The sequence below is a fragment of the Rhizobium leguminosarum bv. viciae USDA 2370 genome (assembly GCF_002008365.1).
GTDB lineage: Bacteria > Pseudomonadota > Alphaproteobacteria > Rhizobiales > Rhizobiaceae > Rhizobium > Rhizobium leguminosarum.
In genome coordinates this window covers 18,759-36,655 of record NZ_MRDL01000046.1, presented here as the reverse complement: position 1 = coordinate 36,655, position 17,897 = coordinate 18,759, and the positions used below count along the sequence as shown (strand labels likewise).

General features: G+C 59.5%; 12 protein-coding genes and 2 pseudogenes. 5 read left to right on the top strand and 9 right to left on the bottom strand.

Features of this window, described 5'->3' with window-relative positions:
* Positions 1-71: 71 nt before the first annotated feature.
* A pseudogene (locus BS629_RS22150) lies at positions 72-218 on the top strand (alpha/beta hydrolase); the annotation flags it as partial.
* A 57-nt stretch (positions 219-275) separates the two neighbouring features.
* Here the strand turns inward: BS629_RS22150 and BS629_RS22145 are convergent.
* The 5 genes and pseudogenes from BS629_RS22145 to BS629_RS22125 form a co-directional block, all read right to left on the bottom strand.
* Complete coding sequence (locus BS629_RS22145) at positions 276-1,070, bottom strand: potassium channel family protein (RefSeq protein ID WP_018246385.1); 795 nt, start codon at positions 1,068-1,070, stop codon at positions 276-278.
* Positions 1,071-1,315: 245 nt separating this feature from the next.
* Positions 1,316-1,920: pseudogene (locus BS629_RS22140) on the bottom strand (hypothetical protein).
* A 73-nt stretch (positions 1,921-1,993) separates the two neighbouring features.
* Positions 1,994-2,290 carry a PRC-barrel domain-containing protein gene (locus BS629_RS22135; protein ID WP_018246386.1) on the bottom strand — a complete coding sequence of 99 codons (297 nt, stop codon included), beginning with the start codon at positions 2,288-2,290 and terminating at the stop codon, positions 1,994-1,996.
* Between the two features lie 84 nt (positions 2,291-2,374).
* Complete coding sequence (locus BS629_RS22130; RefSeq protein WP_018246387.1) at positions 2,375-2,557, bottom strand: hypothetical protein; 183 nt, start codon at positions 2,555-2,557, stop codon at positions 2,375-2,377.
* Between the two features lie 214 nt (positions 2,558-2,771).
* Positions 2,772-4,799 carry an AI-2E family transporter gene (locus BS629_RS22125; RefSeq protein ID WP_184328251.1) on the bottom strand — a complete coding sequence of 676 codons (2,028 nt, stop codon included), beginning with the start codon at positions 4,797-4,799 and terminating at the stop codon, positions 2,772-2,774.
* A 300-nt stretch (positions 4,800-5,099) separates the two neighbouring features.
* Here BS629_RS22125 and BS629_RS22120 point away from each other — a divergent pair, with 300 nt between their 5' ends.
* Both BS629_RS22120 and BS629_RS22115 read left to right on the top strand, forming a co-directional pair.
* Positions 5,100-5,987 carry an alpha/beta fold hydrolase gene (locus tag BS629_RS22120; RefSeq protein ID WP_018246389.1) on the top strand — a complete coding sequence of 296 codons (888 nt, stop codon included), beginning with the start codon at positions 5,100-5,102 and terminating at the stop codon, positions 5,985-5,987.
* 457 nt (positions 5,988-6,444) lie between these two features.
* On the top strand, positions 6,445-6,639 hold the full coding sequence (locus BS629_RS22115) for a hypothetical protein (RefSeq protein WP_018246390.1): 195 nt from the start codon (positions 6,445-6,447) through the stop codon (positions 6,637-6,639).
* A gap of 490 nt (positions 6,640-7,129) precedes the next feature.
* Here BS629_RS22115 and BS629_RS39925 read toward each other — a convergent pair whose 3' ends face one another.
* The 4 genes from BS629_RS39925 to BS629_RS22090 form a co-directional block, all read right to left on the bottom strand.
* On the bottom strand, positions 7,130-7,387 hold the full coding sequence (locus BS629_RS39925) for a hypothetical protein (protein WP_018246391.1): 258 nt from the start codon (positions 7,385-7,387) through the stop codon (positions 7,130-7,132).
* A gap of 171 nt (positions 7,388-7,558) precedes the next feature.
* Positions 7,559-7,783, bottom strand: coding sequence for a hypothetical protein (locus BS629_RS22105; protein ID WP_245268287.1), 225 nt, complete (start codon positions 7,781-7,783; stop codon positions 7,559-7,561).
* A gap of 922 nt (positions 7,784-8,705) precedes the next feature.
* Positions 8,706-14,237, bottom strand: coding sequence for an AAA family ATPase (locus BS629_RS22095; protein ID WP_027690553.1), 5,532 nt, complete (start codon positions 14,235-14,237; stop codon positions 8,706-8,708).
* Between the two features lie 730 nt (positions 14,238-14,967).
* Positions 14,968-15,606, bottom strand: coding sequence for a response regulator transcription factor (locus BS629_RS22090; RefSeq protein ID WP_018246394.1), 639 nt, complete (start codon positions 15,604-15,606; stop codon positions 14,968-14,970).
* A gap of 582 nt (positions 15,607-16,188) precedes the next feature.
* Here BS629_RS22090 and BS629_RS22085 point away from each other — a divergent pair.
* Together BS629_RS22085 and BS629_RS22075 are read left to right on the top strand one after the other, a co-directional pair.
* Positions 16,189-16,584 carry a response regulator transcription factor gene (locus BS629_RS22085; RefSeq protein WP_018246395.1) on the top strand — a complete coding sequence of 132 codons (396 nt, stop codon included), beginning with the start codon at positions 16,189-16,191 and terminating at the stop codon, positions 16,582-16,584.
* A 792-nt stretch (positions 16,585-17,376) separates the two neighbouring features.
* Entirely contained in the window at positions 17,377-17,856 is a 480-nt protein-coding gene (locus BS629_RS22075) for a hypothetical protein (protein ID WP_018517540.1), read from the top strand.
* Positions 17,857-17,897 lie beyond the last annotated feature (41 nt).

Here is a 17,897-nt window from a genome sequence, read left to right as displayed (position 1 = left end):
ACTGCACCTGTCGGGGAACCAGTCTTCATCGACCAGCGCGTGAATTTCGCTCTTCCGGCGCAGTCACGCATATCGACATCGACGTGTTCCGCCGCCAGTTCACTGAGATGGGGCCGAAGCGGCCGCACTTTGTGATCCTGACATCAACACGCGACAATGCGCTGGAGATGTCGAGCTGGCTATCGGGTGGCGTCAACCGCGTCACGTTCTTGAGGCCCCCCCTTAGACAACGGCTGCGTGCAAATCCTACCGTATCGTCTAGCCAGGATCGACGGTCACGATCCCTCGTCCGGGATGTTCAAGACGTCTCCGCACGCCTTGCAATGAACGGCGTCGGCGTCATGGCGCTGAAGGCCGCATCGGTGACAGGGATAGGTCACTTTGTGAGGGCGGACGACTGCCTGAGCAAGCCTGACGAATAACGAGATGCCGACGATCATCGTCACAACGGAAGTGAGCTTGCCCAGCGTTCCGGGAAGCGTGATGTCCCCGAATCCCGTCGTCGTTACCGTCGCGACCGTGAAGTATAGCGCATCGACGAATCCTTCGCCTCCCTCCCTGTTGTAGAAGAAGGACGTATAGACGAACCCGGTTGCCATGAAGAGGAACACAAGGAGATTGATCACCGCCCGGACGACGTCGAGAAGGTATAAGTAGCCGGCCTTGCGCAGCAAGTCCTTGAGCAGCGGACTCGTGCCGATCGCCCAGAACCGCATGATCCGTAGGAAAGCGAAATTGAAGAGCAGGTCCGGCAGCAACAGCGTGGCCAGCACCACGAAGTCGATCCAGGTCATCGGCCGCCGAATCCACTCACGCACAGAGAATGCGGCGACCGCCCGGCCGACCATCTCGGCGGCGATCCACACTGCTATCGCATAGTCGATAATTAGATAGGACGGACCGGATCGCAGGTACGGGCCGAGCAGGAAGAAGGCGAGAATGGCAACGTCAATGGCAGCAAATACCAGCCGAAAGGCGATCGCCTGTCTGCCGTCGGCCCTGTCGAGGCTTCGCAGCACCTCACGAAGCGAATTCCGCTGAGACCCGTCGCCGGATTCGAAGATTTTCATCCGGGGAATGTAGATCCCTCGTCGGCGTCCGCAAGTCGCCGAAGACACGGAACTCCCTCGGTGACAGTCTTAACTGTCACGTCCTCCTCGCGAAGGAGATATTCCGCAAGGCTGTATTGCAGCATGCCGATGGAGGGGTGGAGGCCTCCATGTCTGTAATGCCGACCCGATCTTCAAGTTCGCCGAAATGCCTTCGGCGACTATTGGGAAGGGATCGAAAACTGCGTTGCAGAGGTTCCGCCGCCTTAGCGGAGCAACCCATCGCGACTGAACTCTTCGCAGCCGAGAGGTTTCGAACGTGACGCATCGTCGGGGTCGGCATCAGGTTTCGAAGCGGTCTTGGCCTTGGTCTTCAGCGAACGCGTCGTTTCTCGACCGTAGCTTCAGCATCCTATTCGCGCCAGACTGTCACCAGGTCTCGGTCGAGGATGTCCTCCACCACGCGCGGGTCGAATACGTGGAAGGTTATTTTCCTCGCCCGCCCACGTAGCTTCACCGTGCGGGTTCCAGCGCTGCGCAAGCGTCCGTCGCTGAGCCAGCGATGTCTCTCGGTAGTAGAGCTCGTCAGGATATCCTGGATTCAGGAGGGATCACAGCAAGGTTTCGATGTCTTCGAGCACGTCGGAAACAACTGAGAAGCAGCACGGAACGCACTCTTAGCCGTTTCAGCCATCGCCAATGTCAGAGCACCCGCCTCGATTTCGAGCGACTTTCTCACCGCCAAAGGCAGACGTGCGCGAATTTCCATCAGAATCCGCTTCGCGCGAACGGATGATCCGAGCGTGGCTGCGGTCGATAGGGGCCACTCCTTGATCAGCTCCGCATCGTCGGTGGTCTTGGGTTTTGCCATGTGCGAATAGATGGGCCTTCCGCCCGGCAGCGTCAACGACTATCCCAGGACGGAAGGCATCATGTGATTACGCTCAGTTGCGGTGCGCGGGCATCTGCTTGAGCTCGTCCTTGGTCCAGCTCGTAACGGCGTGAACGTCGCCGTCTTCATCGCGCATGAACTCAAGATCCGAGATCGGAACTGCAACAGGCTTCGCGCCGATACCCAGAAAGCCTCCGACGTCGATGACCGCGGAGCCGCCGGCGCCCGCCCCGTGGATATGATCGACCTTGCCGACCTTGTGATCGTCGGCTCCATAGATGGTGGCACCTTCGAGGACGGCAGGGGTAAGTTCCGAAGTCGTGAGGCGGACGTGGTTGGTGTGGTCCATGATTGCTTCCTCCTATGTGGAGGTAGATTAATCGAGTTAAAGGCCGAATGTTCCGGCCGGTGAGAACCCTCGTCGGCCCAAAGATCAGGTCATGCGCTTCAACAATTCAATGAGGGCGTTCATCTCCTCGTTCGCCGACATCGAGAGCATATGATTGTCCGCGAGATCGATAACCGCAACGAAGACCTCGCGCTCCGACCGTCCCGCTGCGGTAGCTCTTTCGAGCAGATCACGGAACGCGGCGTCGATTGCATCCTGGCAACGCATGTGGCGATCAGGTTGATCCTGCCCGATGGAAGGTCTCGCTATCTCCATGGAAGGGAAAAGTGAGCTGATTTGCGAAGTTTAGCAACCGGTGGGCTTGTCGCACGGTCGTAGGCTTTACTGCTTCGGGAACTGCCCACGATTTGCTCACTATTGTTAGCTTGGTCTTGCCGACTGACTGGGCGCATCTTATGGCGCCTGACCGCCCCTTGGACACCTAAATCCCGGAGTGCGCGGCGGCTATGCCTGTCTTATTCGAGGACCGCCTGGTACGGATCTTGCGCGCGGGCGTCACCAATGATGGTGGTGCATCGGCGAGTGCCTCGCGGGCAGCCGAGGTCAAGGTTGTGGCAACGAAATCCGCCTCCCCAAGCGCGGGCGGCTGCCTTTCCTCCTGGTTTTCCACCCAAAGGACCGCGCCGACGCGAATGGTTGGGTATATGCGCTTGAACCGACGAACAAGTATGGTGGCATGCCTTGCCGAGTCCTCGTTGAGGAAGCAAACTACGATGGCGTTCGATTGTTTCGGAACGAGGCTCATGGCACGGCGATTGGGGATGTCAGAATGCCTCGCTGCGACCACCTCGGCGCCCTGTACCTGAAGAATCTGGGCAAGCATCGCAGCCGACGCGTCGTCGAGGGGGCCTCTGCCTCCGACGCAAAAGACTGTCTTGCCCCGTCCGTCAGGTAGTTCGCTTTCATCCCGAATCCCTTCCTTGGGAGGGGTGCTGGGCCGACCTGCCGCTTCCTTCTCCTTCTCCTTCTCCTTCTCCTTCTCCTTCTCCTTCTGTTCCTCTTCTTCTTCCTCTTCCTGCTCTTCTTCCTCCGCGATTTCCGCAAGGTTCGAGACCAGTGTGATGGCGGTCCCAAACACCTGTTCCATCTGCTCCGGGGTCAAGACGCCTCGACGCCTATCCTTCTCCGCGAGTAGAAGGGCGGGAATGGCGACCTTGCCATAGTAGTCCTCCAGATAATCCTCCTCGAGGAATTCCTCGGCGTAGTCGGTCGCCTCATCGGGATCGCCAGCAAGGAGCCGCTGGTACAGCCGCTCCTTGGGATCGAGCACCGGGTCACTACCAAAAACGACCTCAAGGAACTCGAATTGCGGGACATACCGGCCCAACACTGCAAGACACACGGTCAGCGGCGTGGACAGCACAAGACCGACTGGTCCCCACAGCCATGCCCAAAAAATCGCCGCGACGATGATTGCCAGCGGAGAGAGGCCGGTACGAGAACCATAGAGCCAGGGCTCGATGACGTTGTTGCTGGTCAATTCCAGCACGAGGAAGATGGCCCCAACCCAGAGAACAAGGCTCCAGCCAGGGTCAACTGCAAAAGCCAGGAACAGCGGCAGAACCGTCGCGATTACAGGCCCGATATAAGGGACAAATCGAAGGACGATGGCTAGCATCCCCCAGAGCGCTGGATTTGGAATGCCAACCGCCCATAGTCCGAGCGCCAATGGGACGCCGTAGGCGCAGTTCACCACCAGCTGCATAAGAAGATACCGCGCGACGCGGCTACCTGCCTCCTGGATGGCTTCTGTTGTGCGATGCAGATCGCCATAGCCAACGAGCCGGATAAAGCGGTCGCGAAGCTCTTCCCGCTCTAAAAGCATGAATATTACGACGACGATGATCAAGCCCAATGAGGCGATGGGGCCGAGCAGCGGACCAATCAGGCTAGTAAGCGTTTCAATTGGTCTACTCGGCGCGAATATCTCAACGAGCACAGGCTCCCTTACTCTTGATGCGGTACCGGGAGCAACTGGGCGCTCCTCGGCGTTGCTGAGCTCACGACCGACGCTCTCAACGACTGATGTCAGGCGCCGTACAATACCGCTATCCGTTCCACTTTCCTGGAGAGACCGAATTTTTGCTATGATGTTGCCTTGGTAGGCCGGAAGGTTCTGGGCGACTTCGGCTACGTGTCCCGCTACGACAAGCCCGAACAGGACGAGGACAAGAAAAGCGATCACGACAGTGACTATGACTGCCGCAATACGCGGCATGCCAAGCTTTCGAAGACGAGAGGAGATGGGAGCCAACGCGAACGTCAACAGCACTGCGATTGCTAGAGGAAGAAGCACTTCCTTGCCGAAATACAGAATGGCAATAACAGCGAGTACACTCGCGAAGGCAGGCATGCGTGAAGGGGAGGATGGCGAGGTCGAATAGACGCGGCGGGGGCCGAGGTCATTTTCCAATTCCGCCTCCGTGATCTTGGCGTCGCTCGAAGACATCGAGGTGTCGGTCGTTCTCACCAAGTCTTTTGAAATTAGGGCGCAGATTGGCCTCGGCAATGGTTGTGACGTACCTCCCTCGACGGGCTTTAGGGCATACGGTCCGAAAAACAGCGGCGCCGAGCCGGGGCGGGTCACGGTAGTTCGGGATCGCACAGGAGAATGCAAAACGGAGGAGATTTCCCCTTTGCAGAGCTACTCGTGCGATCGTGCCTTCCTAAATCCGGTCAACCGCAAAAAAGGCGTGGATCCCACCGCCTACCAGTCGGAACAATCGACTGAAAAGTACGTTCGGCGCGTATGAAGCATCCTTGTGCAAACGTCCCCCGCGTCGGCGAACTTCTGCAAGTCCACGATCATAAAATCCATATGTTGAGAAGAAGTCGGGCGAACCGCCCAGAGGTCGTTTTCTTACACGGCTGCGGAAGCCTTGCCGAGGAGGTCGTCACTCCTTTCGAAGTCCACGAGAACATCGGGATCATTGCACCTGATCGCCCAGGCTACGGCTTCAGTTCTCCACTACCTTCCGGAAGTCAGGGACCTCTCGGGCAGTCCTTCTGGCTCGAAACCTTCCTTGAGCATATAGGGGGCGGGCCGCGCGTGCTGGTCGGCCATTCTATCGGTTGCGCACCGCCACTTCTTCTCGCGCAGCGCAGGCCGGACCTCGTTAGGGCTATGTTGCTGATCGCACCTTGCTGCAGGCCAGTTCCTTTCAAGCCTTTCGTGCTGTTGCGTACGGCGATGATGCCGCTGATCGGATCCGCCGTCCGCCGCCAGATGACCACTCGCTGGCCGGAGGTGATTTTCCGCTCCGCGCTGCGAACCTCGGCCGCCCCAAATCCCGTACCGGAATACTTGGCAGCCTTGCCCGCGCGCCACATCGTGTCGTCGCCCACAATCGAGACCATGGCCGCGGAACTGTCCGCCTTCAACGCCGACATGGCCGCATTCGGGCGCCTCTCGTCCGACCTGCCTATAACCGTTGTCTTCGGCGACCGGGACGGGGTCATCGACTGTCGGTGGCACTCGGCGTGGATCCAACGGAACCACGACCAGGCGGTCTTCAAAACGCTCAGGGGCGTGGGCCATTTGCCGCATCATGTCCGGACTGAGGTGTGTGTGGAACTGCTGGAGCTGCTCGTCGACACCGTGTCCATCGTGGAGAATAAGAGGACACTGGTGGCATGAGGATGATCTTCTTCAAGCTGCTTTCTCCAAGTCCCACAGGCGCATCGATCTATCTGCGCCGCATCGATCATCTGACAGATGGAAAGCCGCTTCGATGTGGTCATCCAGACCTACGAGCGGAACTATGTGCCCCCCGCGACATCAGGTGCTGCTCGTTGTCAATGGTGGATGATGCGAGCTTTTGGAAGGCTATACGAACAGATAGCATGCCTGATTCCAACGCATCTCTTCATTAGCGCGTACAAAAATGCTCTACTGTGAGCGCCTTCTTAAAGGCAACGAGCGGCCTGACTCTCTGTGGTGCAAGAGTTCCCTTACCACCCGCTGAATGCGAGCCCTCTGCCGAGCTGCCGCCTGACGTCACGAGCCTCGCGGATGTCCAAGAGCCGCCAGGCAGTCATGTCTGATAGATCGCTCACAATTGACCAAAGTCGTTACCATATGGAGGCCGTTCACGATGGCATCGCAAAGATATAGCCGTTGCAAGAACCTCAATATTTACTGGACGGTGTTCGATAAAGTCAGCGGACAGGCGGCCATCATCGATGGGTTTGTCATGGACATGCTCACCGCCGAGGAGGCCGACAACTTGGTCAATCTACTAAATCGTGGCAACCAAGTGAGCCTCTGGTGTTTTGTCGAACAGCTTTAAAAGCAACCGGCCATCCGCGCAGGCTCGCGGCTGTTTCGAGGCTATTGGCTCTGGGCCGTTTCGGAATAAGCTCTTGTCTTACACGCCCCTGGGAACGCGAACAGGTGGTCGTCGTCGGGAAACGGATTGGATTGCCAGATTGACCAGACTGAGGCTTGTTGTACCACTTCCTTGAGGTCAAATTGGACGTGCTGGCGGGCCTGCGTTGTTTCGATCACCCTGTGACCGAGCCGCCGCGGAAGCTAGAAGCTCCGCTTGAACGCCTGTGTCGCACAGCCCGTTGAATTCCACGAATTCCTTGATCTCAGGAACTAGACATCGTCTCGGCGATCGTCAGAGAGCGCGCCGGGCAGCGTTGGGCAGCCATGGCGACATCTTCTTCCAAAATTCAATTGCTTGAGGGCGTTTCCATTGACGCAGACTTCGTTGATCGTGCTGCTGGATATCCCCGTTGGATCAATTCCCTTGGAACTTCGCGTAGACTGCCATTTCATTCAGCCGTTTGGCCGTGCATCGATATGCTTGGACTTGAATTCGCTCGGCAAAGAATATTGAGCGCGTCTTGCAATCTAAGGGCAGCCAGCGCCCTCATTGCTTCCTCGGCTGGCCATCCGGCGGCCATTGCCGCCGAAAGCAAGGTGGATTCGGTGTGAAGCTCCAGTCTTTCGTAGAGGGGCTCAAGCGCCTCGCGGGCTGTCACAACGTGCTCGTCTGGGGGCGTGATCGGAGTCGGAGATACCGTCGGCATTCTGCGTCCTTCCCTAACGGTTTTGGAACCTGAAAACTCCCCATGGCTCCAACGTACAGTGAATGGCCAGCGAAGCCGGTGCGAGGATGAGCAGCTTGGCGAAGCCGGCACTTATGAGCAAACGTTAAAACAAAGTGTACAGGTCCACCATCATACTTGTGTATGCGGAAATTATACGACCGCAGCAAACAGGCGGGCGCTAGGGAGCCATGCCAGGCTCGGCCACTCGTTTTCAAGCATGAAGCCCTCGGAAAACGAGCGCGATATCGGCGTCATGGTCGTCCATTCCAGCCGAGGGCACCTCATCGCGACGCGGGTGATGGTCGACTTTCCACCGGAGACATCACGCGGCTTGCCGACTTCGATCAAGGACTCGTAAACCTCCGTATAAGTCATCCCCTCCTGTTCGCTACCCCGATCCTTCCTCCAGATCAATGGCGGGTCGGGCAGCGTCCTGCTACGGTCAGGGTACATTTCTTCCGCGCGGCTATGTGATCAGACTCACACGGGAGTTCATCACGCAGCGGGGGTAGTACCTGCATCAAGATCAGTCGGGACGACGGTTTCACCACACAAGGTGGCCGGGGAGCCTACGGGTCGCACCGTTTGCCTCTTCGTTCTTTCGCGTTCCTTCCAAGGATTGACGCCATGACACATGAACTCAACCGAATCGAAATCGATCTGGTCCCGTTGACCTTGTTTCCCAGCGCATATGGGAAAGCTTGGCCCTGGGCTCCGGGCTCTCCGCTCCACATGCCGCCAGATGGTTCATCATGGCCGAATACGGCCTTTGGGGCTCATTTGATGATGTTTTCCGTCATGCCACGCGAAACAATCACGCCTCCCTGGGGACAAGCTTTGCGCGCCGGGAGATCTGCTTTTACCCTGTTTGTGACCGGGACGCGGTTCGGTCTCTTGTGCTACTCCTTCGGGCTTTTCCGTCTTGTGGAGGACTTCGAGGATCTTTGCCCTTCAGTGAGTTCCGTGACTATGCATTAAGCCAAACGATCTGTGTCTTCGATAGGGTTTCTTGGTCCGCACCTGGATCATCGAACTTGGGGCGAAGCACCGTTTAGCTGGTGCGGACATGGTAGTGCTGCTCATCGCGTCCAGCTTCCCGTGGCACGATTTCGCCCCTTGCGATGCGCTTGTTGCTTTCTCCACTGCTGCCTCCATTCGCCCGCTGACCGCGTCATGAAGGTGAATTCAGTTTCAGCGGCACCTCGGTCGTCTCGCGATGGAGAAGAGAGGCCCGCCGACGCCTTCACACTTCGCCGAGAGCAGCACTGGCTGCGAAAGCTTCAGCCAGTTGTTGGTCCTATTTTCCCGGCATTGTGATTTGGTCGGCATGCGTTGTGTGGATTTCGTCTCGTTCTAGAGGCAGGGTGAACAGAAACACTGCCCCACGAGGGTCATTAGCGGTGGCCCACATCTGGCCCCCGTGAGCCTCGATGATCGAACGGGAGATCGCCAGGCCCATACCCATGCCGCTGGATTTGGTCGTGTAGAAAGCCTCGAAAATGCGGTCCATGCTTTGCGGGTCCAGGCCTGGACCCGAGTCGCGCACCCTGACGACCACGCCTCCCGAGCCTGTCCCGGTGCTGATCAGCAACTCGCGCTCTTCCTCATTAACGCCGTTCATCGCCTCGATGGCGTTCATGATGAGGTTTAGGATCACCTGTTGCAACTGGACACGATCCCCTTCCACCGACGGGAGGCTCCTCGCGAATTGGGTCCGCAGCGTGACGCCTTGCCGGAGCACTTCACCGCTGGTCAAGGCAATCACGTGACGAATGGCCTCGTCGAGGTCGAATTGCCCCTTGTGAGGGGGTTCCTTCTTGATCAAGGCACGGATCCGGCCAATGACATCGCCGGCTCGATTGGCGTTCTCGACAATCCGGCCGAGCGCCTGAGTCACCTCCTCGAGATTCGGCGGACGGTTACCGAGCCAGCGCAAGGCCGCCTGGGCGTTGGTGAGCGACGCGGCGAGCGGCTGATTGACTTCATGGGCGATGGAGGCTGTGAGCTGCCCCATCGTGGCGACGCGGTTTGCGTGGGCAAGTTGCCCCAGCGCTTCGCGCAAGGCCTCCTCGCTCTCCCGTAACGCCTCTTCGGCCTGACGGCGCTCCGTCAAATCGAGGACAAAAGAAACACCTTCGTTCCTGCTTTCTTCTAGGAGAGCACCGCCCATCAGCACCGGCAGACGGCTGCCATCTTTCCGAAAGTACTCCTTCTCGAAGGGTTGGACTGACCCGATCATCTTCAACTCCGCGACGGTCCGTTCATCGCGGTCGCGCCATTCGGCCGGTGTTAGGTCCGTCCAGCAAAGCCGACCCGAGGCAAGATCCTCTCGGTCGTATCCCACCATGCGGAGGAACGCGTCGTTGGCCTCCAGAATGCGACCTTCGATATTCCAGATGACGATCCCGATGATGTTGGCCTTGACGAGGCGACGGATCTTGGCTTCGCGTTCAGCGAGATCGCGGTACAATCGGGTATTCTCCAGTGAGATCGCTGCCTGAGACGCGAGCAGCTTCAGCACCACGATCCGGGCCGGCGCGAAGACCCTGTGGGCGAGGTTGTTCTCAAGATAGAGTACCCCGGCAGGTTGGCCCTGATTGAGCAACGGAACACAGAGAATGGAACGCGCCCGGTGCCGACAAATGTAGGGGTCCATGGAAAATGGATTCTGAGCCATGGCGTCGTCGAGAACAACGCTTTCGTTTGTGCGCAAGACATAATGAAGGAGCGATTGCGGCAGGGTTGTCCCTGTCACGATCTCGTCACGCATCCGCACCACGACCGTTTCGCCGCCCGTCGTGGCCTCCGCCGTGATCCGTGACTCACCCCCACGCGGCAGGATCAACAGGCCGCGCTCGGCGCCCGCCTGCTCAACGGCGGTCCGCAAGACCGTGTCGATCAGCTTTTGAAGAACAATCTCTCCCGACACGGCTTGCGAGATTTTGATAACGGTAGCGAGATCGAGTTGTTCGACCGGTGCGCCAATGGTGCTCGTTGGAGCGGGAGCACGTTCTTCCCCTCTCAGGTCGGGATAGAGTTGGTCGAGTTGTCGCACCTTGCCGTCGGCACCCCAGCGCAGATAGCAGCCACGCGCGTTGCGGAGATAAAGACGAGCGAAGTCCTCGAAACCTCCCCGCGCATAAAAGCGGGCGGCGAGTTCATATGCGAGGGCTTCATGATGAACGAAGCCGTTTGCGCGCGCCGAGCGGATCGCTTGTTCGTAAAGGCGCGCCGCGTCGATTTCGCGGCCTTCAAGGCGCGCTATCTCGGCGCCGACGAGCGCTGCTCGGTTCTCGAAGTTCTCCGGGCAATTCTTCGCATAGATTTCAAGCTGTCGGTGGTGGGCGACCAGAGCCTCCGTATGCCGCGCACGCTGGTCGGCCGCGGCGGAGTCGCAGCATGCGGCGCGGGCCAAGGCGCCGTAGAAATGATGCTCCGGCGTTTCCTCAAAATGCGCCACCGATGTCCACGGCAGTCTCTGCGCCCGCAATGACGCATCCACGGCCGCCTCGTGGTCGCCCGCAAAGAACCGCGCCTGCAGTTTTCTGACAAAGTAGCAGATTTCCGCGAGATTCGGATTTTCGGAAAACCGGCGCTCGATCTCAACTTCGTCAAATCCGTCGTCATCAAAGGAGCCGAATTTCCGGGTCAACCCCCGCAGTGTCCGGACGAGTCCGAGCTGCGCGCTGGCGAGGTCCACAACGAACTGGAACCGCACCTCCCGCGCGAACGCGAGGCCAACCTCCGCTTGGCGTTGCACTTCGATAAGCGGATCGCCAGCCGCCAGCAGATTCGAGTTCAAGCTGACATGGCTGTATCCGGCAAACGTGAGGTCGCCGCTCTGGTTGGCGATGTCAAGCGCTCGCAGCAAGATGTCGCGGCCGATTCGGACATGTCTCGTCCACGGTATGACGTGGGCCCCGAAGTCTTTGTAAGTCCTGGCCTGAAAGCGATTCAGGTCGTGCGTTTCGACCAGATGGCAGCCTAGCTGTCCAAACCGGAATCCGGCCTCATAGTCGCCGAAGCGCGGCCCGGCAATATAGCCAAGCGACACATAATGGTAGCAGGAGCCGTCACTGTTGCCTCGCTCGAGGCTCACGTTCACAGCTAGGCAGATTGCCATGCATGCCAGATTCGCATCCGTGTGCCATACCGCCCCAACGAGCCGCGTGAGAATATCCAGTGTCGCGGAGGACGCTGGGTCGCTCATCAGCGGCAGGTCAATGAGCTCCTCGATCGCGTGGCTCCCGAGCCCCGACCATATCCGGTCGTATTCTCGTTGCACCTCCTCGTCGGCCGGATGCGGCGACCAGTCAACGCCGAGATGCTGCCTCAGGTAGTCGAGACCGACCGCGGCGGAACGACTGGTCTGACCGAGCGCGGCATAGAGATCGATGCGCAGGCAGGCGACAGCAGCCTGGTCGTCGGAGCAGACAGCACGATTGGAAAGCCGAGCCAACCGCTCCTCCGCGTCCGGCAGCGCGCCCAGGTGGAACTCGCATTCGGCTCGGTTCAGCTCAAGCGCGAAGGTCAGCTGGCGCTGGCGCTCCCACGCGTCTTCCGGCAGCAGCGCCGTACCGGCGACAAAGTAGTTGAGCGCCGAGGCGTATGCCGTCGACGCCTCGGCGCGCTTGCCAGCCAGCAGATTGAACTCGGCCAGTTGCTCGCGCTCCTCGGTCGACGTGATCAGCGCGGCTCCCCGATTGAGCTGGCTGACAATCTCGAAGACATAATCGTCAATCAACTCCGGCGCGGTGTTCGCCGCAAGCAGTCTCCCTATGCGAAGGTGCAACTCGCCGCGTCGCTCCTCCGGGATCAGCGAATAGGCCGCTTCCTGAACGCGATCGTGGACGAACCGGTAGGCGTCTGGCAGCCGCTCGAGCAGCTCATGAGCGACGGCGGGCCATAAGGCCCCGGCGACTTGCTCCTCCGGGATCCCGAGGATGAGTGAAAGCATCGTGGTATCAGCGATGTTTCCAAGACAGGCGAACTGCTGCAACGCTTCCCGCGTTTCGAGCGGCTGGCGCGCGAGCTTGCCGACCATGAGGTGCACGACGTTGTCGGTGTATCCCTTGGCGTGAATGCGACCGAGATCCCAGGACCAGCATGCCGCGTCATGATCGAAGGTGAGCATTCCCTCCTCGGCGAGCGAAAATAGAAACTGACGGACGAAGAACGGATTGCCGCCAGTCTTGTCGTGCATCATTTGTGCGAGCGGGGCCGCACGATCGGGCTGACAGTGGAGCGCATCCGCGATCAACTGCCGGAGATGGCCTTTTGTAGGCGGCGCAAGCGTGATCTCCGCGACATTGCCGCCGGCGCTTTGGATCGCGCGAAGTGTCCGCATCAGCGGATGGGTGGCGCTTACTTCGTTGTCGCGATAGGCACCAACCAGCATCAGGTGTCGCAGATCCGACCGCGTCAGGAGGTCTTCCAGCAGATCGAGTGTCGCCGTGTCAAGCCACTGCAGGTCATCCAGGAACAGTGCCAGCGGATGCTCGGGCTGGGCGAAGACACCAATGAAACGGCGGAATACCAGCTCGAACCGCCGTTGCGCGTCCGGTGCCGGAAGTTCAGCCACCGGCGGCTGGTCGCCGATGATGAGCTTCAGTTCGGGGACGAGATCGACCATCAGCCGTCCGTTCGGCCCCAGCGTCTCTCTCAGGGTCTCGCGCCAGAGTGCCAAATCAGCGTCGCTCTTCGCGAGAAGCCCCCGGATAAGACTCTGAAAAGCCTGTGCCAGGGTCGCATACGGAATGTCGCGCTTGTACTGATCGAACTTGCCGGACGCAAACAGGCCGCGCGGCGGCACCAGAACTTTGTGGAGTTCATTGACCACCGCCGACTTGCCGATGCCGGAATAGCCAGAGATCAAGACCAACTCCGGCGCCCCGCTCAACACCACGCGGTCGAAGGCAGTGAGCAAGGTCTCGACCTCGTGGTCCCGCCCGTACAGCTTCTCGGGAATCCGCAGGCGGTCCGGGATATCGCGTTCGCCGAGCGGGAATGCGTCGGTCGGGCACCGCATTTCCCATTGGCTGAGACAGCGCCTCAGATCGTGCTCGACGCCGGCTGCCGTCTGGTATCGTTCCTCGGCCGTCTTGGCGAGCAGCTTCATGACGATGGCCGATACCGCCGGTGAAACATCCACCGCCCGCTCGTTGGGCGGCGTCGGTTGCCGTGCGATGTGGCAATGCACCCATTCCATTGGGTCGGAGGCGGAAAAGGGCAGGCTCCCGGTAAGCATTTCGTAAAGGGTCACGCCGAGCGCATAAAGGTCGCTGCGGGAATCGATCGAGCGGTTCATGCGCCCGGTCTGTTCGGGGGCCATGTAGGCAAGCGTTCCGGCGACCACTTCGGGCGGCTCGAGGGCCTGGCGCTCGCGGGAGAGGCGCGAGGCGATCCCGAAGCCGGTTAGCCGCACCTCGGCGCCCGTGCCCATTACCAGGATATTGGCCGGTTTGATGTCCTTGTGGACGAGACCGCGCTGGTGGACCTTGCCCAGCGCGGCGGCGATGCCGATCGCGAGGCGCAAGAAAAGCTCCGGTTCCATCGCCGTTCCGAGCCGCCGGGCGAGCGGCTCGCCGCCCGGATCTTCAAGCACCAGCATCGTCTGGCCGCCTTCGCGCACCAACTCAAGCGGTCGCACCGCCCATGCAGAATCAAGCTCGTCCTTCAAGCCATATTCATGGTCGAGGCGGCCGAGGCTCGAAGGTGTCGGGTACTCGAGGGCCGAAAGCACGACCAGTACCGGGTTCCACTTGCCGTCGGCACCTAGGCGCCGTTCCCGCCGGAACACGCGATCACCGTCCTCCCAACGAACCTCCAAACTCATCTCCACCAACGCCGAAGCAAGAGGATGTGCCTGCTTGCCGACTTCGGCATCTCGCCTGTCGGATCCGGCACTGCCATTTTCGTTTCGGAGATCCGTCCCGTCAAATTGGCCAAAGCGAGCACATATGACGACCGCGACCACTTCGCCATCTTCTTACCACATCTCGCCTGTTCGTCCCAACAACGAGCGGCCACCCGCCCGTTCGATGCGTGGTCCGCCTCTACGAAAGACCGCCCAGCGGCTGCTGGGCGGTCGGGCGGGTCATGGACCCGCAGAGCTTCGGATGAAGGAGCGCCGAAGCTTGGTGGGTAGCAACGGGGGGATTCGCTACCTGTCTCCGGAGGCAACGGATAGAGTCTAGCGACGGAAGGGACGACGGGAAATTATACTGTGGTTTCGCCTTCGCGATACTTTGGAATACCGGCACCGATACCCATCAGCGAACTTCTGCTCAGCGAGTCATGTCGGCGAAGTCGTCCTGGGCCTCAGTCGTGCCGTCGGTTGCGATTCGGTGGAGTCGAAAGTGTCTTGCCGGGCTGAGGCCAAAAAGAAGCCTCCCGCGGGGGTGGGAGGCCAAGGCGGGCCGATCGGTGGCGATCCGGCCTGGGAGGATGGGAGGAAAGGAACGCGCACCATAGAGCAGGGCTCCCGCCTGGGCTATTGGCCATCAGGAAGGATCGATAACCAATGAGGTGGGGGTGACCTATACGCGCGGCCAGGACCTTTATGAGTGCGTTTGCGGCTTTCCCGGAGCGAGCATCAGCTTATCAGCCATACGCGCGAGTTCGGGCAGGGATCTGGTGCCCATCTTCTGCATGACCTGGCTGCGGTGAACCTTCACTGTAATCTCGCTCACGCCTAGATCGCCGGCAATCTGCTTGTTTGGCCTTCCGGTCACGACCAAAGCCATCACCTCGCGCTCCCGCGGGGTCAGGCTATCGAAACGCGCGCGCACCGTCGCCAATGCCTTTTCATTTTCAAGCCACACGCGGTCGCGCGCCAAGCCGACGTTAACGGCGTCGAGCAAGTCCTGGTCTCGGAACGGTTTCGTCAGGAACTCGACCGCGCCCCCTTTCATCGCCTGGACGGACATGGGAATGTCGCCGTGCCCGGTGATGAAGACGATCGGCAGCTGAATATTTTCTCGCGACAGCTCGAGCTGAAAATCAAGACCGCTTTGCCCCGGAAGCCGGACATCGAGCACGAGACAGGTCGGTCCGTCGGGTCGCTCAGACCTGAGGAAGTCGCCCACCGAAGCAAGGAGATTGACGGCAAAGCCGACGGAACGCAGCAGACTGCCAAGCGCCTCGCGGATTTCCGGGTCATCATCGATGACAATGATGGTTGCTGGCGCCTCGGTCAATCGTCAGGGCCCTCAAAGTGAATCGACGTCTTGGGATTTATTCTGTCCACCCCCACCGCAGCAGCATCGGGCAAAGCCCAACCAGCGCAGCGCCAGTCACGCGATGAGAACACTCCTCCTCTCTCCTTCGCTAGTGCCGAAGCGGCTTTTCTTCGCACACCAGAATGCGCGATAATTACCTCGGCCACAAGGCTAGATGCGGGCGGTCTCCAAAAGCGCTTGCACGTCCTGGAGTCTGCCATGGCGTGCCGATGCCACAAGGTCGGCGCCTACCGTCACAAGGGACGCGTGCCGCAAGTATCGGGCGGCACGAGGCAAGAAAACCTCAAGCACTTTCGATGCTGTGTCGAGTGATCGAGCATGCATTGCGTAAAATCGAAAAGAAATCCTTCGCCGGAATATTCCAATCGGAGCACGGGCGCTTTTTGGGCAGATACCCAGCTCGCTCCACAAGTCTTAGATAATATATACGATCGTATAGCTTGCGCTGCCTTTGTCGCCGTTCAATACTAAAATCTTCCAGTCGAGCGCGCCACAACGCTAATTCGGCATGATGCTGATCGGCGAAGTTGGGAGGCGGCAGTGCCAACCAAGAGACCTCTGATTGCGATCGTCGACGACGACGAGTCGATGCGGGAGGCTATCAAGGGGCTCTTGAGGTCGATGGGATTTGATGCCGAAGCCTTTTCATCCGCGGATGATTTCTTGAGATTCCCTCATATCCGCCGCACGGCCTGCCTCGTGACGGACATCAATATGCCCGGAATGAGCGGGCTCGATCTGCATCGCCGGCTCGTCGCGCTGGGCAAGAGCATTCCGACTGTTCTGATCACCGCCTTTCCGGAAAAGAACGTACGCGCGTCTGCGTTGGGCGCGGGCATCGTCGGCTGCCTGACAAAACCGTTTGGCGAACAGGTTTTGCTTGATTGCATCAGTTCCGCGCTGGCTCTCAATAGCGGGGAGGAAAGCGGTTCATGAGGTCGCACACCGGGTCCTGGACAGCCTCACATGCGTCGTGCCGTGATGTATAAGGGGCTCGCGGCCGGTCCGTCAAAGCCTCAATGCCGCCCTCAACGGATTGTCGCAATTGACGGCTTCGACGATACCACGACCTCTGGGCTTCGATCCGCCGCAGCAGTTGAAGGGAACTCAGGTGAGGGGACGGTACCCACTAGGCGGGCGCGGGCACGCTAGGGGTCGGGGCGCATCGAATCTAGAGCCACTCTCCTGAAAATCGGACGCGACGTAATCCCATCACCAGGGGCTTGCGTCGACGCATGATATTCCAGGGCAAACCGGTCCGATAGTTTTCGATCATCAGCATCGATGACCTGTTGTCTTGTGCGGCCTTCCGCGTGCATGTTTACCGCCCGCGTGACAAGGCCAGCATATCATCTGTAGTAACTGGCGCTCACCTTTAGAACGTCGATGCGCATTACTTTCGGGATGCCCGACCCTAGACGACTTCGAGCAGGACCAACAGTTGAACGGGAATGCCGTCGCCGGGAACGACCATGTCACCCTTGAGCACGATCGTCGTAACGCCAGTCTTCCGGATGACCTGGCCTTTCGGCCTTTTGCCAAAAAGTTGCCACTTGGCGCCAGCAATCGGACGGAAGCAGCAATCAGATGGCGCCATGGGAGGTAGCGCTGAAACTCCCGTTGCTCATCCACGCATTGTCGATCACAGGTCACGGCGACGAGAACAACGTGGGAGCGGGATACGGTTACGATGCATCCATGGAAAACGCGGTGAGATCGGAGAAAGCGATGTGGAACTGTTTGGGCCTGCTGGCGGCAGGAGCCTTTCTCCTCCAGCCATGCTCCTTCGCCAACGCCCAGTCGCCGAATGCCTTGGAGAGGGCCATCGGAGACGCGCAGCCATGCAGGTCTTTGAAGGCCAAGGTGTCAAAATTCGGCATCAGTGTGGAGGTCGGCATCGACAAGCTCGATGCAGTGAAGATCGAGAACCTTGAATTGTCGGTGAATGGCGACACCGCGGAGGCGAGCGCCCGGGGCACTCTTGCTTGCAAGACCTCGGCCGAAGCGCTGGTCGAAGGAGGGTTTTCAGCGACCGCCGCAGTTCGTCTGAAGGTCGATCTGGCGACCTGCAAAATGACTGATACCTCCATCGAGATCGTGAAGACCGGTGGCCGGTTCGGCGACATCGTCAAAGGACTGGAGACTGAAATCTCTGGCGCCCTGCGGCGAGGTTTGGAGAAGAACTTGGCCAAACTTTGCGAGAAGTGATCAGCGGATCGGCGAAAATCGTCCCAGTTGTCTCACAAGTG

Bases quoted from the DNA above. Each gene is read 5' to 3' on its own strand.
- BS629_RS22145 (WP_018246385.1), bottom strand. From the start codon at position 1,070: ATGAAAATCTTCGAATCCGGCGACGGGTCTCAGCGGAATTCGCTTCGT.
- BS629_RS22135 (WP_018246386.1), bottom strand. From the start codon at position 2,290: ATGGACCACACCAACCACGTCCGCCTCACGACTTCGGAACTTACCCCT.
- BS629_RS22130 (WP_018246387.1), bottom strand. From the start codon at position 2,557: ATGCGTTGCCAGGATGCAATCGACGCCGCGTTCCGTGATCTGCTCGAA.
- BS629_RS22125 (WP_184328251.1), bottom strand. From the start codon at position 4,799: ATGTCTTCGAGCGACGCCAAGATCACGGAGGCGGAATTGGAAAATGAC.
- BS629_RS22120 (WP_018246389.1), top strand. From the start codon at position 5,100: ATGAAGCATCCTTGTGCAAACGTCCCCCGCGTCGGCGAACTTCTGCAA.
- BS629_RS22115 (WP_018246390.1), top strand. From the start codon at position 6,445: ATGGCATCGCAAAGATATAGCCGTTGCAAGAACCTCAATATTTACTGG.
- BS629_RS39925 (WP_018246391.1), bottom strand. From the start codon at position 7,387: ATGCCGACGGTATCTCCGACTCCGATCACGCCCCCAGACGAGCACGTT.
- BS629_RS22105 (WP_245268287.1), bottom strand. From the start codon at position 7,783: ATGACTTATACGGAGGTTTACGAGTCCTTGATCGAAGTCGGCAAGCCG.
- BS629_RS22075 (WP_018517540.1), top strand. From the start codon at position 17,377: ATGTGGAACTGTTTGGGCCTGCTGGCGGCAGGAGCCTTTCTCCTCCAG.